This is a genomic window from Bacillus chungangensis (assembly GCF_030812995.1).
GTDB classification, from domain to species: Bacteria; Bacillota; Bacilli; order Bacillales; family Bacillaceae_C; genus Bacillus_CF; species Bacillus_CF chungangensis.
In genome coordinates this window covers 57,351-74,087 of record NZ_JAUSTT010000016.1, presented here as the reverse complement: position 1 = coordinate 74,087, position 16,737 = coordinate 57,351, and the positions used below count along the sequence as shown (strand labels likewise).

General features: G+C 37.4%; 18 protein-coding genes. 15 read left to right on the top strand and 3 right to left on the bottom strand.

Features of this window, described 5'->3' with window-relative positions:
* The first annotated feature begins 7 nt into the window (after positions 1-7).
* The 6 genes from dat to J2S08_RS13600 all read left to right on the top strand — a co-directional run bounded on the left by dat (position 8) and on the right by J2S08_RS13600 (position 5,572).
* Positions 8-868, top strand: a complete 861-nt coding sequence (dat, locus tag J2S08_RS13625) for a D-amino-acid transaminase (RefSeq protein WP_307230395.1) — start codon at positions 8-10, stop codon at positions 866-868.
* 341 nt (positions 869-1,209) lie between these two features.
* Positions 1,210-1,791, top strand: coding sequence for an RNA 2',3'-cyclic phosphodiesterase (gene thpR, locus J2S08_RS13620; protein ID WP_307230393.1), 582 nt, complete (start codon positions 1,210-1,212; stop codon positions 1,789-1,791).
* Between the two features lie 140 nt (positions 1,792-1,931).
* On the top strand, positions 1,932-2,927 hold the full coding sequence (locus J2S08_RS13615) for a nuclease-related domain-containing protein (RefSeq protein WP_307230392.1): 996 nt from the start codon (positions 1,932-1,934) through the stop codon (positions 2,925-2,927).
* A 249-nt stretch (positions 2,928-3,176) separates the two neighbouring features.
* A complete protein-coding gene (locus J2S08_RS13610; protein WP_307230390.1) occupies positions 3,177-3,962 on the top strand; it encodes a phosphotransferase family protein in 786 nt (261 codons plus the stop codon).
* Between the two features lie 13 nt (positions 3,963-3,975).
* On the top strand, positions 3,976-4,614 hold the full coding sequence (gene trmB / locus J2S08_RS13605; RefSeq protein ID WP_307230388.1) for a tRNA (guanosine(46)-N7)-methyltransferase TrmB: 639 nt from the start codon (positions 3,976-3,978) through the stop codon (positions 4,612-4,614).
* 112 nt (positions 4,615-4,726) lie between these two features.
* On the top strand, positions 4,727-5,572 hold the full coding sequence (locus tag J2S08_RS13600; RefSeq protein WP_307230387.1) for a YtnP family quorum-quenching lactonase: 846 nt from the start codon (positions 4,727-4,729) through the stop codon (positions 5,570-5,572).
* 33 nt (positions 5,573-5,605) lie between these two features.
* Here the strand turns inward: J2S08_RS13600 and J2S08_RS13595 are convergent, their stop codons facing one another.
* Entirely contained in the window at positions 5,606-5,917 is a 312-nt protein-coding gene (locus J2S08_RS13595) for a PepSY domain-containing protein (RefSeq protein WP_307230385.1), read from the bottom strand.
* A gap of 943 nt (positions 5,918-6,860) precedes the next feature.
* Between J2S08_RS13595 and J2S08_RS13590 the strand changes: the two genes are divergently transcribed.
* The 3 genes from J2S08_RS13590 to J2S08_RS13580 all read left to right on the top strand — a co-directional run bounded on the left by J2S08_RS13590 (position 6,861) and on the right by J2S08_RS13580 (position 10,526).
* Positions 6,861-8,714, top strand: coding sequence for an LTA synthase family protein (locus J2S08_RS13590; protein WP_307230383.1), 1,854 nt, complete (start codon positions 6,861-6,863; stop codon positions 8,712-8,714).
* 164 nt (positions 8,715-8,878) lie between these two features.
* The gene (locus J2S08_RS13585; RefSeq protein WP_307230382.1) at positions 8,879-9,952 is read left to right on the top strand and encodes a M42 family metallopeptidase; all 1,074 of its coding nucleotides are present in this window, start codon (positions 8,879-8,881) and stop codon (positions 9,950-9,952) included.
* A 58-nt stretch (positions 9,953-10,010) separates the two neighbouring features.
* Positions 10,011-10,526, top strand: coding sequence for a DUF84 family protein (locus tag J2S08_RS13580; RefSeq protein ID WP_307230380.1), 516 nt, complete (start codon positions 10,011-10,013; stop codon positions 10,524-10,526).
* A 48-nt stretch (positions 10,527-10,574) separates the two neighbouring features.
* On the opposite strand, the gene J2S08_RS13575 is transcribed toward J2S08_RS13580, so the two are convergent.
* Positions 10,575-11,021, bottom strand: coding sequence for a YtoQ family protein (locus J2S08_RS13575; protein WP_307230378.1), 447 nt, complete (start codon positions 11,019-11,021; stop codon positions 10,575-10,577).
* 172 nt (positions 11,022-11,193) lie between these two features.
* Here J2S08_RS13575 and J2S08_RS13570 point away from each other — a divergent pair, with 172 nt between their 5' ends.
* Positions 11,194-11,697 carry a hypothetical protein gene (locus J2S08_RS13570; protein ID WP_307230377.1) on the top strand — a complete coding sequence of 168 codons (504 nt, stop codon included), beginning with the start codon at positions 11,194-11,196 and terminating at the stop codon, positions 11,695-11,697.
* Positions 11,698-11,860: 163 nt separating this feature from the next.
* Here the strand turns inward: J2S08_RS13570 and J2S08_RS13565 are convergent, their stop codons facing one another.
* Positions 11,861-12,253, bottom strand: a complete 393-nt coding sequence (locus tag J2S08_RS13565; RefSeq protein ID WP_307230373.1) for a helix-turn-helix domain-containing protein — start codon at positions 12,251-12,253, stop codon at positions 11,861-11,863.
* A gap of 168 nt (positions 12,254-12,421) precedes the next feature.
* Here J2S08_RS13565 and J2S08_RS13560 point away from each other — a divergent pair, with 168 nt between their 5' ends.
* The 5 genes from J2S08_RS13560 to J2S08_RS13540 all read left to right on the top strand — a co-directional run bounded on the left by J2S08_RS13560 (position 12,422) and on the right by J2S08_RS13540 (position 16,724).
* Positions 12,422-12,649: an XRE family transcriptional regulator gene (locus J2S08_RS13560; RefSeq protein WP_307230372.1), complete on the top strand. Its 228-nt coding sequence runs from the start codon at positions 12,422-12,424 to the stop codon at positions 12,647-12,649.
* A 217-nt stretch (positions 12,650-12,866) separates the two neighbouring features.
* Positions 12,867-13,895, top strand: a complete 1,029-nt coding sequence (locus tag J2S08_RS13555; protein ID WP_307230370.1) for an ABC transporter ATP-binding protein — start codon at positions 12,867-12,869, stop codon at positions 13,893-13,895.
* Positions 13,876-14,802 (top strand): ABC transporter ATP-binding protein, encoded by a 927-nt coding sequence (locus J2S08_RS13550; protein ID WP_307230368.1) that lies wholly within the window; start codon positions 13,876-13,878, stop codon positions 14,800-14,802. Before J2S08_RS13555 ends, J2S08_RS13550 begins: the two co-directional genes overlap by 20 nt.
* A gap of 16 nt (positions 14,803-14,818) precedes the next feature.
* Entirely contained in the window at positions 14,819-15,787 is a 969-nt protein-coding gene (opp4B, locus tag J2S08_RS13545; RefSeq protein ID WP_307230367.1) for an oligopeptide ABC transporter permease, read from the top strand.
* 28 nt (positions 15,788-15,815) lie between these two features.
* Positions 15,816-16,724, top strand: coding sequence for an ABC transporter permease (locus tag J2S08_RS13540; RefSeq protein WP_307230365.1), 909 nt, complete (start codon positions 15,816-15,818; stop codon positions 16,722-16,724).
* Positions 16,725-16,737: the final 13 nt, after the last annotated feature.

The following is a 16,737-nucleotide window of genomic DNA, read 5'->3' as shown; positions in this document are numbered from 1 at the left end:
AAATGTAATGAAGAAAATACTCGTGAATGAAGCGTTGGTAGAGCGTGAAAATATAAAAATCGATATTGAAGATAGAGGCTATCAATTTGGCGATGGTGTTTATGAAGTCATTCGGGTCTACAACGGACGGCTTTTTACAAAAGATGAGCACCTGAATCGCTTATATGAAAGCGCAGAAAAAATCTCATTAACCATTCCTTATCCTCAAGAGACAATCGCTGCAAGAATCGAGGAGCTAGTAGCTGCAAATCAACTGCAAACAGGAATTGTTTACTTGCAAATTACACGTGGTGCTGCACCACGTCAGCATGCTTTTCCTAGTGAGGAGACGGCTCCTACATTTGTTGCTTATACAAATGAGATGGCAAGAAATGAAGCGGCAATGACAAAAGGAGCAAAAGGCCTTCTCGTTGAAGATGTTCGCTGGCTGCGTTGCGATATTAAAAGCCTGAATTTATTAGGTAATATTCTTGCTAAGCAGAAAGCGTCGGAAGCTGGCTGCATTGAAGCTATTTTGCATCGAGGCGATACAGTGATGGAAGGGTCTTCATCGAATATGTTTATTGTAAAAGCAGGGCAATTGCTGACACATCCGGCTACCAATCTAATTTTAAATGGGATTACTCGTCAAGTTGTCCTCAAGCTTTGTCAAGAAAACAATATCGCTTATACAGAAACACCATTCTCAGTTCAAGAACTGCTTAATGCTGAGGAAGTATTTTTAACAAGTACGACATCCGAAGTGATTCCATTGATACAAATTGATGGCAAACAAATTGGCGACGGTAGAGTAGGGCCAATAACGAAAAAGATGCAGCAGCTATTTACTAAGAGAATCAAAGCAGAATGTGGTTTAACTCACGTTTAACGCATGTCTTGTTCAACCATTTACTTGACATAAGGCTAGGCATCCTCTAGGTTTTTATAGGCGCAGATGTTGAGATTGTTGTCATTTCAATGGCAGCATGATAAACGGCTGCGCCTTCTGCTTTCGTATATCTTAACGCCGCTGCTACAGTATGTAGCGTCGTCTATTTCTATACATAAAAATGATTTGTTTATGCAACATATCATATACAAGCGTATTGTAATGCAACACCTAAGTGAAAAAGTAAAACGATAAAGTAAAACGATAAAATAGTTTTCGATCTGATAATAAAAAACTAAAAAAAAATCTATCATTGACGATGATAGAAAGGAGGAAGACAAGTGGCTGCACCTCATTATTTTTTTGCTGTTCCGATGGAAAACCATGTCAAAGAATATTTAGATGCTGTCTGTAAAGAGAGCAAGTCTATGTTTCCTTTTAAAAGATGGGTGCATCGAGAGGATTTTCACGTGACGCTTGCTTTTTTAGGAAATGTTTCACCAGAAATGCTGCAACGAGCGCAGGAAAAACTGGCACAAGTTACAAGTACAACTGCGCCGTTTTCACTTGCTACTGATCGTGTTGGCATATTCGGAAAGCAAGACTCTCCACGAATTTTATGGAAAGGTGTCAAGCATTCATCACCGTTATGTACTTTACAGCAAAAAGTAAATGATGCAATGAAAGCGGCAGAATTTTATTTAGATGAGAGACCTTTCCGTCCTCATATTACGATGGCTCGAAAATGGATTGGAGATCGACCTTTCTCGCTTGTGAGATTAGAAAATCATCTACAGCCTATTGTTAAAGAAGAAACATTTGTTGTTAAAGAGGTTGTCTTATATGAAACACTTCCACAGCAAATACCGAAATATAAGGTAAAGAATCGTTTTCATTTGATTGGTGAAGACCCGGTAAGATGAGGCTGCATGAACAACATTAATTCTGATTATTGACCCTAACAAGGGGAATAAAACTCATCGATATGCTTCAGAGCAATGATGAGGTGAAGGACACAAGGAATAGAAGAACTTCGCCATGTGAAAGGGAAGGGTGAGTGAAAATGGCACAGCTCATTAAATTGCAAGACTATGTTTCACGTTATGAAGCAGATGTCTATCGATACCCAGCGCAATACGTTCGCTTAAAAAAACAACAATGGGATAAATTATATGTTGCTTGGCAAAACAACCAGGAAAGTCCCTTTGAATGGGAAAATGAGACAGAAGAAGTTTTTGATCAGGAAGAAGAACGTAGAGGATGGAAAGAAAAATTTAAATCACTTTTTAAAAGAAATGCCGAAATTGACGAACCTTTTGAGCTAGAAGAGGAAAAACAAGAAAAAGATGATACTTTATTCACTTTTACGGCGCATTTCATCACTGCTCCTGAGACGGAAGAGGATTTAAAGCATGTTTTTTTAGACCAGCTCTACAAATTTCAATTAAAATGGGCAAGTTCTACACTTACATCAAAGTCTTATATAGACTCCAAATATTGGCGAGAAGAAAAGCTTCGTTATCTTTTGCAACGATTTCCTGACACTTTTTTAGTTCTATATGAACCAATCTTTTTATTAAAAAAAGCACCTGTTGAAATGGATGTCATTTTGCTGACGCCTACTGAAGTGTGGTGTATTTCTTTCTTAGAGGCAGAGGATAATGCTGCTTTTATTGGTTCTAATGATAACTTTTGGACAAAAATGTTCATTGAACAGGAAAAGAGAATTTTAAATCCATTATTATCAGTCAACCGGATGGCGAATATTATTCAACAACTATTTCACGTACATGATATTTCCATGCCAGTTCGAAAAGCGATTATCAGTCGAAATGGCTACATTGACCATCCTTCCATGCCCCTTGATCTTCACATTTTAGATAAAAGGAGCTATCGCCAATGGTTTGATAGACAAAGGAAATCTAGTTCGCCATTAAAACGAGTACAGTTGCAAGCTGCACAAATTTTTCTTGAATATTGTCAAACAACCTCCTTTAAAAGACTTGAGTGGGAAGAACAGGATGCCAGTGATTTAATTGATGATGAAAAGGAAGCGTGATCATGCTTAACATCGTATTTCTAGTAAACCGAATTCTTTCGTTAACCATATAATATAAAGGATTGATTATAAAAAATCAACTTGACGACAAAAGTGAATTAACGATAAAATCTATAGAAGATAGCTATTTTTTTTGGACTTTAAATAGCTATCTTTTTTCTTTCGGATGGGAACACTTTCATCATAATAATGATGAGTGACTATTGAGTAGGCACAAAAAGCTGCCTGCTAAAATGAAGGTGAATGATTGTGGAACATTTATTGGGACAAGATTGGGAAATCACACCTGCCGGTGGTGCTACAGGTGAAGCATTTATTGCTAAGCATAAGAAGGAGAAACTCTTTTTAAAAAGAAACTCATCACCTTTTTTAGCTGTGTTATCTGTAGAGAAAATTGTCCCAAAGCTAGTCTGGACAAAGCGCCTTGAGAATGGTGATGTGATCACAGCACAGGAATGGCTCAAAGGAAGAGAATTGGAACCGCACGAGATGAAAGATATAAGAGTGGCCAAGCTATTGCGAAAAATCCATAGCTCTGCTCCTTTACAAACAATGTTACAGCGGTTAGGAAAGACCATTTTTGAACCACAAATGATGCTCACGGATGTGGTGACTAAATTGGATAAAGAATTACAACACTTGATTGTTATTCAGAAGTCTTTACGATTTTTAGAAATGAGCATTCAAACAATTGATTGTGGGGAATATGTTGTCTGTCATGGTGATGTAAATCATAATAATTGGCTTTTGTCTGAAGGGAATCAACTCTATTTAATAGACTGGGATGGTGCAATGCTCGCTGATCCAGCTGTTGATATTGGCATGCTTTTATACTGGTACATCCCTGAGGAACAATGGCCTGAATGGCTAAGTCAATATGGAATTGCGCTTACCGATAGTTTGCACCTTCGCATGAAATGGTATGTACTTGCACAAACCTTGCTTTCTATTGATTGGCATAGAAGAAAACACCGCTATCATGAAATGAATCATTTAATCCATTTTTTACAATTGCATTTTTTTGAAAAAGAATAGAGGAGTATGAAAGATGCGTTTACGTAATAAGCCTGGTGCAAAAGCAAAGCTTCAAGCATTTCCGCAATATGTACTGCAGCACCCAGAACAATATAAAGGAAAATGGCATGCTGTTTTTGAGCAGCAGCAGCCGCTTCACATAGAAATAGGTACTGGAAAAGGAAAGTTTATTATTGGAATGGCGGAGGCAAATCCGCATATCAATTACATAGGAATAGAACGTCAAGAAAGTGTGATTGTTTCAGCTTTAGATCGTTTAGTAGCATTGGAACTCCCCAATGTTAAGCTTTTACATATTGATGGAATGGACTTAAAGAATTATTTTAAAAAAGATGATGTCGACCGCATTTATTTAAATTTTTCTGATCCGTGGCCGAAAAAGCGCCATGAAAAAAGACGTTTAACACATCACTCGTTTTTATCACTTTATAAAGATATATTAATAGATAAAGGCTGCATTCATTTTAAAACAGATAATCAGCAGCTATTTGAATATTCATTAATGAGCTTTTCTGCATATGGTTTATTATTAACAGAAATTAGCCTAGACTTGCATCGAAGCAGTTTCGAGGGCAATATCATGACCGAATATGAAGAAAAATTTTCACAAAAAGGCCATCGTATCTACCGATGCGAAGTACAATACTCATAAAAAGATTTTTGAAAAGACCCAAAGCAATTTTCAGCGAAAGTGACACCCATATTTGTATGTCCAAATTACATGATTCTCGGTATGAGAGGGAAGAATGGGGGGGAATAGGAAGTTGGAAATATTGCAGCTCGGAGAAATTACTTTAAAATGGTTAAATGGCGGAGTCATTCATATGGATGGCGGCGCGATGTTCGGTGTTGTTCCAAAGCCGCTTTGGTCAAAGAAATATCCTGTCAATGATCGCAATCAAATTGAACTGCGGACAGACCCAATTTATTTAGAAGCAAACGGGAAGCATATTCTCATTGAGGCTGGGATTGGCAATGAAAAATTTACGAAAATACAAAAGCGAAATTTTGGTGTACAAGAAGAATCTACGGTAGCGGAGCAATTAGAGAGCTTAGGCTTGTCCACAGATCAAATTGATATTATCTGTATGACGCATATGCATTTTGATCATGCTTGTGGTTTGACAAAGTGGGAAAATGGGGAACTAGTTTCGACATTTCCAAATGCAACGATCTACACTTCTCAGACTGAATGGGCTGAGATGCTGGCGCCGAACATTCGCTCAAAAAATACATATTGGAAAGCAAATTGGGAGCCTATCGTACATCAAGTTAAAACATACGAAGATCAGCTTGTGATTGCAAATGGGATAAAAATGATTCACACAGGTGGACACAGTGATGGCCATTCGATTATAGTCATAGAAAGTAAAGGAGAAAAGCTGATTCATTTAGCTGATCTTATGCCTACTCATGCGCATCAAAACCCTTTATGGGTGCTTGCTTATGATGATTATCCGATGGATTCAATTAGGGCGAAACAAACTTGGATTCCTAAAGCAATTGCAGAAGGAGCTTGGTTTACGTTTTACCATGATGCCTATTATCGGGCAATCAAATTGGATAAAGAAGGCATCATTGATGAAATAAAAAGGATTCGTCCGGAATAACCTTCCTCGGAAAATGAGGAAGGTCGTCCAAAACTAAAGTGGGTTTACATCAAGGAGCCTTCCAGTATAAGCATCTGCTATAAATTCAAATTGCTGTTGTTTTCCATCTTTTTTGCATGAAATCCCGCCGCGATAAATTTTTGTTACGAGTGCATATTTACGATAATCTTCACGTTTTAGCTGAATCCAGGAACCATCGATTGGTCCTTGAGCTTTAAAGGCTTTTTTGGCATTTGCTAATGCAATTTCTCCAGAGACGAAAGTAGACTGTTTCATTTTCTCCCTTAGCATATAGCCGCCAATAAGCCCTGCAGCTGCTCCTGTTATAAACGCTTTCCAGTTCATTTATTGAACACCTCCAAATACCAATTGGACATACTATGTAAAGCAGTGTATAAAAAGTCATGGAATCAGCAAGGAAAATCTTATAATAGCTGAAATGGCACAAATGCATTTTTAGCTGCAGCTTAAAATGCCGTCATTATTTTTATGACTTTTTAAGTATCTGTTTAAAAAGTCATAGACTGCAATAAATAGTTACGGACTACATTTTGGACATAACCAACATTTTTACTGCATCATCCAAATGTGCCGATTTTCTGAAACTTTTTAAACAACTTCGTTATAGAAAACAAAGCATGTCCTTTCTCATTCACACAACATGACTTTCTATGTGCAAACTTGAAACATTCGCTTAGTCAGTGAATGTGAGTTAAAATAAGTATACTACAATAACAGACATTTCATCACTCCTTTTATGATGTTTAAGGATCGCGGAATTAGGGGGGTAATTCTAAGAGAGCGAATGTACTTGTGGAAGTGTATACTAACTATTAGTGTTCAATGAAATGAAAGTGGAATTTCCATTAGTGAGGGCTCTCATCCCCGTACAGTGATCTCAACGAAAAATATGACAAACACACCCTTTAGAAAAGAAATTCCTTTTTCTTCGTGTGATGTTATTTAATAGAGAAGAAATAGGGAGGTATACTTGGGACAGCTGCCGAAGATACGGGCATTTTGACCAGAAACTGTCTTGAAAATATGGTTATATTTTGGATTTTATAGAAATCCTTTCATTGAAATTTCTTTTCCATATAGATAAGATGGAGAGAGTGAATGAAAACAAATAATAAAAGATGGTTTTTTTGTTACATAGGATGTCTAGGTTTAAGTTCAAAAGATTATCTGAATCATAGAGATGATAAAGATGCATTGAAAAAGACTTAATTTAATTAAACGATAGAGAAATCCAAAAAGTATTCTTTATTAGAAAGGGTGGGTGATAATGGGAAAATGGAGCAAGAGAAACATCAATGAGCTGTCCATTTATTACTTAGCAGTCTTTATGTTATGGGTTAAAACAATACTTGTCTATGTTTTTGGGTTTCACCTGAAAGTGCATTCCTTTTTTGAATGGCTCCTTTTACTTATCAACCCAATAGGCATCATTGCGCTCATATTAGGAATGGCTTTCTTTTTTTCCGATCATTTAAAATCTAAGGTGATCTTAGCTCTTCATTTTGTCTTGTCGTTTATTTTATATGGGAACTTGCTTTATTATCGATTTTTTTCCGACTTTATTACAGTTCCTGTATTATTTCAATTTCAAAATGTCGGTGGTTTAAGTCAAAGTACGCTTGAGTTAATGAATTGGCTTGATCTGCTATTTTTAGCTGATGTGATTATTCTTTTTGTTATCATTTTTAGAAAAAATATGATCAGAAAAAAAATAACGAGAAGAGAAAAACAGCCGATACTTATAGTGAGCATTCTTATGATTGTGCTGACGATTTCAGCTAGTTTTATTCATGAGAAACATTTATTTCAAAAACCTTATGATCGGGAATTGCTTGTTAAATCGATTGGCAATTTTAATTACCATCTTTTTGATATTCTATTAAGTTCTAAAATGTCTGTACAAAGTGCGATTGCCAGTTCGGATGAAATTACCGAGATTAAGCATTATTTGGATCAAAAACAAAAAAAATTAGAGCCAAATAAGCTTCAAGGGATAGCAAAAGGAAAAAATATTTTTGTCATTTCTCTAGAATCACTTCAAGAATTTGTAATCAATAGAGAAATTGATGGGAAAGAAATGACACCATTTTTAAATCAGTTAATAAAAGAAAGTTATTATTTCCCTAACTTCTACCATCAAACGGCTCAAGGGAAAACATCGGACGCTGAATTTATGATTGACAATGGGCTTTATCCGCTATCTGGAGGATCTGTTTTTGTTCGCCGACCACAAAATGAGTTTTATAGTTTGCCACATATTTTGTCGGAAAAAGGATATTATAGCGCTGTTTTTCATAGCAATACGGGGACATTTTGGAACAGAGAAGTAATGTATGAAAGCTTAGGTTATGATCGCTTTTTTTCTGATAAGGATTATGATGTAACCGAAGAAAACTCCGTTAACTATGGTTTGAAAGACATTCCATTTGTGGAACAGTCTATTCCTTATTTGCAAAAACTGCCAAAACCTTTTTATGCGAAGATGTTAACATTAACAAACCATTTTCCATTTATATTAGAAGAAGAAGATCAAGTTCGTGCTTCTCTCGATTCTAATAGCAACTTAGTGGAAAGATATGCAGCGACAGTAAGCTATACAGATGAAGCGATGAAAATCTTTTTTGGGAAAATAAAGGAAGCAGGACTTTACGAGGATTCTATCTTTATTTTGTATGGTGATCATTATGGTGTTTCTAAGAACTATTATAAAGAGTTATCCACATTTTTAGAAACAGAGATTACACCTGCTGAGAATGTTCATTTACAAAAGGTGCCGCTTATTATTCATATTCCCGGACAAAAGGGAGAATTCATCCCTACAACGGGTGGACAAACGGATATAAGACGAACGATTCTTCATTTACTTGGCGTTGAACCAAAGAAAGAGCTGATTGATTTTGGTGAAGATCTTTTTATGAAGGGAAGAAAAGAGCTGGTTGTTTTTCGTGATGGCAGCTTTGTAACAGATCAATACATTTTTACAGAAAACCTTTGTTTTGACAAAGAAACGGATGAGCAAATAGAAACGGATTACTGCCAGCCTTACTTTGATGATGTACAAAAAGAATTATATTATTCAGATAGTATTATCTATGGCGATTTATTGCGTTTTCTCCGTTAACACTTTTTCGTCTAACTTGCTTAGTGCCGCTAAACACGATTAGATAAGGGAGAATCTCGCTTAGAAGCAGGATTCTCCATCCATTTAAAATCGTAAAAGATAAAGCATGAGGATCATTTTACAGAAGAGCGTACATAAACAAATGTAAGAAAAGGGGCTATAGTATGCAAAAAGAGACATTGGAATTATTTAAAACATTAACAGAATTGCCAGGTGCTCCAGGGAATGAAGGAGCTGTCAGACAGTTTATGCGCACCCAGCTTGATAAATATGCTGACGATATCATCCAAGATCGTCTTGGCGGCATTTTTGGCGTAAAGCAAGGCAAGGAAGCGTCTCCGAGGGTGATGGTTGCCGGCCATATGGATGAGGTTGGTTTCATGGTGACGGCGATTACCGATAAAGGGCTGCTTCGCTTTCAACCGCTAGGCGGTTGGTGGAATCAAGTAATGCTTGCACAACGTGTACAAGTCATTACAGACAATGGCCCAATTATTGGCGTAATCGGCTCCATTCCACCACACTTGCTTTCTGATGAGCAACGCGGCAAGCCAATGGAGATAAAAAATATGCTTATTGACATTGGTGCTGACGATCAAGAAGATGCAAAGCGACTCGGAATTAAACCTGGCCAACAAATTGTGCCAATTTGTCCTTTTACCCCGATGGCTAATAAGAAAAAAGTGATGGCAAAGGCTTGGGATAATCGGTATGGCTGTGGATTAGCTATCGAGCTGCTAAAAGAGCTTCAAAATGAAACATTGCCTAACACGTTATTTTCAGGAGCAACGGTGCAAGAGGAAGTTGGTTTGCGCGGTGCACAAGTAGCAGCAAATATGATTAAGCCTGACATTTTTTTCGCATTAGATGCAAGTCCTGCGAATGATTCATCAGGAGATAAACAAGCTTTTGGCCAATTAGGGAAAGGTGCACTTCTAAGAATTTATGATCGTTCCATGGTGACGCATAAAGGAATGCGTGAGTTTATTTTAGATACTGCTGAATCCAATGATATTCCGTATCAATACTTTGTTTCTCAAGGGGGAACTGATGCTGGACGTGTCCATCTTTCTAATGAAGGGGTTCCTAGTACAGTTATCGGAATTTGTTCAAGGTACATTCATACCCATGCGTCTATCATTCATGTAGATGATTATGCGGCTGCTAAGGAATTGCTCATAAAAGCGGTAAAAAGCTGTGATCAAGCGACAGTTGCATCGATTTATCAAAATGGTTAATATTAAGCTGAGTTCGGACACAGTTGTCCGAACTTTTGCTTTCATTAGAGGTGAATAAATGAAAATAGGTATCGGTTCTAAAAATCCAGTGAAAATAAATGCAGTAAAAGAGGCGTTTCATCGCATCAACACTTCTTATTTGTTTCAAGCATTTGCTGCACCTTCTCTAGTAAGTGAGATGCCTTTTTCAGATGATGAAACAATTCAAGGAGCCAGCAATCGCGCTGCCTATTGTTTGGAGGATGTTCAATGTGATATCGGTGTAGGGCTTGAAGGCGGTGTCACCGAAACGTCATATGGATTATGTGTTTGCAATTGGGGAGTGCTCATCCCAAGAGGGCAACAACCGATTATTGCAGGTGGAGGCAGGTTTTTTCTTCCTAAAGAAATCGCAGCTCGTCTGCGAGATGGTGAGGAGTTGGGTCCGGTTATGGACGATTATGCCCAAAAACTGCATGTCCGAACAAATGAAGGTGCTATTGGCATTTTTACAAATGGCAAAATAACGCGGAAAGCAATGTTTTTGCATATTATGCAAAATTTGATTGGCCAGTATGAATATTGGTATAAATAGACATCAACTAAATGAACGCTTTTAAGCAACGTTAAAAGCGTTCATAACTTATTTCTCTTCAAATAGATATGCCAACACTTTAATCGCTTGATTAACCGTTTCTACTGTAATATTAGCTTTGCGAGACAGTTCCTTGAGTGGATGGTGCAATGTTTTAGGGCGAATGATAATTAATGGTTTTCCTAACGATACGGCAGCACTCGCATCCATCGCTGTATTCCATTGGCGATATTTGTCGCCAAATAAGGCAATCACAACGTCAGCCTTTTGCATAAGGACTTGTGTTCTGAAATTATTGACACTTGAAGCAGCTTCATCTCTAAAAATCTCATCTGGTTGTTTTCCAAGAATTTCTTCCCCAATAAAATCTGAACGGTCATGGTTTTCCATTGGTCCTACAAAAGAAATATTTAATTGCAGTGCTTTTGCTTTTTCTTTTAATTCATCTCGCCAACTTGTATGAATCTCTCCTGCTAAGTAAACAGTAAGTTTCATTTAAGATCCCTCCTTTAATAGTGAAATTTTCCTTTATTTTAACATATTTATTCTTTAAAAGCTTGTAAATATATGACACTTGTCAATACTAGTGAAGAGAGATACGATATAATGGCATATTTCCTTAAAATTGAATGATGCAAGTGGTACGAAGATGAAAGGGAGGAAATACATGTTAAGAAAAAATATCTATTTTTTACTTGGCGTATTATTGCTTGTCGTGATAAATGGATGCAGTTCCCCTTCTATCGAAAAAGAAACAGAAATCATCCATGAGACGCTAGAAAAAACACTAACTAGCCCTCCTAAACAACCGAATAAAAAGATAGCAGGGCTGTCATTCTATCTTCCCGCGAGCATGGCGATTAAGCAGGAGCAGCCTTATAACCTTTTAATTGCTGAAGGAGAACAAACATATATTTTATTTAGCAATCCAAATGAAAAAGCTGATAGTGAAACATTATATAAAATGTCGGAAAAAAATGAATACTTAGTGATGAAAGAAACATATAGGGAAGCAGGCAAGTTTGGCTATGTCGTTATTTATGAAGCAGCGGATGACCTTTATGAAGTGACGATTGGCATTGGAGGCGTTAAAATGACGACCGAGACCAATACTCGCTATGTTGCGGAGAAAGCCAAAAAAATGATGGAAATCGTTGCTTCTATACAGTAATCATGTAACAAACAGAGGGTACCCTAAAAGTATCAAAGTGTGGAAGGGATACCCTTTTATCATTTACAGGTTTTTTAAAAAGTCAGGAAAAAACGCCTTCATTTTCCACTTTATACACTTAGCACTTTTTTATTTTCTTATATGTTTGTCTGCTACACATGCATTAATGATGTTTATTTTTTGAAGCGTTTTCTTTCTCTGTTCTTTTCACCTTTTTATGAATAAAAAGCTCAATAATCTCTTCTAAAAGTTCCCGATCTTCTTCTGCTAAATTTTTAATTTGCGAATTTAATTCGCATTTTTCCAATGAAAAAAATGTTTTTTTCTTTTCATTATTACGTACAGTTGATTCTTTTCCTGATATAATCCAATCTGTAGAGACTTGGAATTCTCTCGAAATTGCGAGTATTGCTTTAGCAGAAGGGGTAGATTTCTTTTTATCGCTTTCCCAATCACCGACGTTCCCTGATGAAACGCCAATTCTATTAGCAAAAGTTGTTTGTGATAAATGATGCTTCTTTCGTAATTCTTTAATCCTTTTCCCAATATCATTCATGGTTGCTGCCTCCATCTCACGCTTTTGCGTGATTTTTCCAAAAATACTATTGACTTACACGTAAAAGCGTGTAGAATAAAGTCATGACTTGTAAATTACCATATCAGAATTATATCAACATCACATTGTGAAGGACATGGAAAAATACAGATGTGGAGGTTGAAAGTTTTGGAAAAAGGCAGGGAAATTACACCATTTGGTTGGGAAGTCAAGAGACGGCTCACTGAATTGAAGCTTGATCAAAAAGGATTTTGCAAAATACATAATATTCCAGAAGCTCGTTTATCGGAGCTGATTACCGGAAAGCGTCCAGTTAGACGATACAGAAGCATCGTAGAAAAGGAATTAGGAATTGGAAAGTATGATGAAAAGCAGAAAAGGAAGGTGACAGTTTAGGGAAATTTAAACATACATATATTTTTATTAGAATCGTAGAAATGGTTATATTTAATTAATATCGCTGTTGATAACGAAAAAATGAAAACGCTTTTATTATGCTGTTTTTTAATTTGAAGTTACATAGCAGTGTTTTTTTTAATCATAAAGAGTTTATCATGATCATATATTTAAATTTCCCAACATTATGATTATTGTATAACAGGAGGTTAACGTTTTGGGGCAGAAACCACTTTTAAGCCTTGAACATTTGCATACTTCGTTTCGGATTCAAGATCATTATTATGCAGCTGTTGATGATGTCTCATTAACGGTTCGTGAAAATGAGGTAGTAGCTATTGTCGGTGAGTCGGGTTGTGGAAAAAGTGCGTTGGCGCTTTCTATTATCGGGCTGCATCCGCAGGAGCGTACGAAACTCGAAGGGACGATCAACTTTAAGGGCAGAAACTTATTATCCATGTCAACTGCAGCATTAAACAAAGTTCGCGGGAAAGAGATCGGCATGATATTTCAAGACCCTCTCACTGCATTGAATCCATTAATGACGATTGGAAAGCAAATTGAAGAAACGATGTTTTATCATACAAATTATTCAAGTGCACAGTTAAAAAAGGAATCACTTGAACTCTTGCGTCTCGTTGGCATTCCAAATCCAACTTTAACGTATAAACAATATCCACATGAACTGTCTGGAGGAATGAGGCAAAGAATTGTCATCGCGATAGCCATTGCATGCAAACCGTCGCTGCTTATTGCTGATGAACCTACGACAGCGTTAGATGCGACCATTCAGGCGCAAATCCTTGACCTTTTAAAAGACTTGCAAAAACAGATGAAAACCGGGATTCTTCTAATTACACATGATCTTGGAGTTGTTGCCGAAATCGCTGACCGAGTAGCGGTGATGTACGCTGGTGAATTAGTTGAAATAGCTGATGTAAATACGATCTTAAAAAGGCCGCGGCATCCGTATACCCGCTCGCTATTAAACTCCATACCATCGGGTAACACCGTAAAAGAACGGCTGCATGTTATTCAGGGGATTGTTCCTTCTTTACAGGCGATTCCAAGACAAGGATGCCGCTTCCAAGCGAGGATTCCTTGGATGAATGACTCTGTGCATGAAGAAGCACCGACATTACGTGAAATCGAACCAGGCCATTGGATTCGATGTACGTGCCATGAACATTTTTATTTTCCACAAAATCATACAGGAGATAAGGTCGATGTCATTTCTAAAAGTTAATCATTTAAAAGTATATTATCCGGTTCGTGGCGGTTTTTTTAAGAGAGTAGTCGGTCATGTAAAAGCAGTAGATGATGTTAGCTTTGAATTAAAGGAAGGGGAAACGTTTGGGTTAGTAGGAGAATCTGGGTGTGGAAAGACAACAACAGGGCGAGTAATCACAAGTTTAATGAAGGCGACAGCAGGTGAAATTATTTTCGAAGGTAAGGACTTAACAAAGCTCAAGCATAAAGAACTTTATCAATACAAAAAAGATATACAAATGATTTTTCAAGATCCTTATTCTTCTTTAAATCCCCGCAAGCGTGTATTAGATCTTGTTGCTGAACCGCTTCGCAATTTTGAAAAATTGTCTCCACAAGAAGAAAAAAGAAAAGTCCAAGACTATTTAGAAAAGGTCGGTCTTAATCCAGAATCTATTTATAAATACCCTCATGAGTTTTCTGGGGGACAACGCCAACGAATTGGGATCGCTCGTGCACTAACGTTAAAGCCGAAATTGATTATAGCGGATGAGCCTGTTTCTGCGTTAGACGTTTCCGTGCAAGCGCAAGTTTTAAATTTTATGCAAGATATTCAAAAAGAGTTTCAACTGACCTATCTTTTTATCAGCCATGATTTGGGAGTCATTCAACATATGTGTGATCGGATTGGCATTATGTATCGAGGCCGATTTGTTGAACAAGGAACGAGCGAAGATATTTATAACCGTCCCCAGCACATCTATACGAAGCGATTATTGTCAACAATTCCCGATCTCGATCCAGAAAATCGCGAAAAGCAATCTCTGCTTCGAAAGGAAGTAAACGAAGAATATGAGCAATCATACGATCAATATTTTACAAAAGACGGTAAATCATACGATTTAAAACCAATTTCTAACACACACTTTGTTGCATTACCGTAAAAAGGACTGATGAAAAATGTGGAAATTTATATTGCGGCGGTTCGTCATTATGATTCCGCAACTTTTTATCCTCAGTATATTGATTTTTGGATTAGCGAAAGCGATGCCTGGGGATGCACTTTCTGGCCAAATGGCAGCCAACCCAGAGATCGATCAGCGGACACTTTTAGAATTGCGGGAAAAGCTTGGCTTAGACGATCCGATACACGTGCAATATGGCCGTTGGGTTAAAAATATATTTACCGGTGACTTTGGGATGTCATATGTACATAAGCAGCCAGTAACGAATTTGCTGGCCGGAAGAATTGGTAATACAATGCTCTTATCTTTAAGTATCTTCATTGTCAGTTATTTGATCGCGATTCCACTTGGAATCATAGCAGGACGATGGACCGATTCGTGGGCAGATAAAATGATTATCGGCTATAACTATCTTAGCTTTGCAACGCCATTATTTATTTTTGCACTTTTAGTATTATTTGTTTTTGGCTTTTTGCTCGGATGGTTTCCGATCGGAGGCAGCGTCGATATCAGTGTGGAAGAAGGCACTTTTGAACATATGTTAAGTAAAATGAAGCATTTAGTGCTGCCAACTTTATCAGGTGCTCTGCTCGCAACAGTCGGGACAATTCAATATTTGCGCAATGAAGTCATTGATACGAAAATAAAAGACTTTGTTAAAACGGCAAGGGCAAAAGGTGTCCCTGAAACGAAAGTATATTCGCGGCACATTTTCCGCAATTCTTTATTGCCAATTGCTGCCTTCTTGGGCTATGAAATTACCGGATTGATTGGCGGCTCTATTTTCTTAGAATCAATATATAGCTATCCAGGAATGGGGCAGCTATTTCTACAGTCAATCACCACGCGTGATTTTAGTGTCGTAACCGCATTAGTAATGATTTCAGGGGTAGCCGCCTTGCTAGGTACACTTTTATCCGACATTATTTTGAGTGCTGTTGATCCACGGATTCGGATTGATTAAAGATGCAGAAGATTAGGGGAGGGCAACAATGAATGTAGAAGTGAAAGAGGACACCAATCTTATAGCGGAAATTGAAAAAAGTTCATCTGCATGGAGAATCATGGGGAAAGAGTTAATAAAAGATAAGTTGGCACTTTTTTCATTAATTTTGCTTGGACTCATCCTCTTATTTGTATATGGAACTTCACTTATATTAGACCAAGAGGAAATTGTATCAATTGATTTATTTGCTCTTCATGCACCGCCATCTGCCGAACATTGGCTAGGAACTGATTATGGCGGAAGAGATATCTTTGGGCAACTCATTATTGGAACGAGAAATTCGTTTACAATTGGTTTTTGCATTACGGTATTTACCGGCATTATTGGTCTTCTAGTAGGGCTGTCGGCTGGCTATTTTGGCGGTGTCATTGACAACATCATCATGCGTATTATTGATTTCATTATGGTATTGCCGTTCTTAATGATTGTGATCGTTTTCGTTTCAATTGTACCAAAATTTAATGTATTTAATTTTATTGTGATCATGACGGCATTCTTATGGATTGGCAAAGCTCGTCTTATCCGATCGAAGACGTTAGCGGAAAGAGAATTGGATTATGTCAGTGCATCTAAAGTGCTTGGCAGTTCCAACTGGAAGATTATTACGCGCGAAGTATTGCCTAATTTAAGCTCAATTATTATCGTCAACTTAACACTGAGTCTCGCAGGCAATATTGGCATAGAATCTGGGCTGACATATTTAGGCTTTGGCTTGCCTGAAAGCACTCCAAGTCTTGGGACGCTCATTAGCTACGCAAAAAATCCTGACGTTATCCAAAATAAATGGTGGGTATGGTTACCTGCATCATTATTAATTTTAGTGATGATGCTGTGTATAAATTTTATCGGTCAAGCGCTAAAACGTGCAGCCGATGCAAGACAAAGATTAGGTTAATGATGTTAAAGGG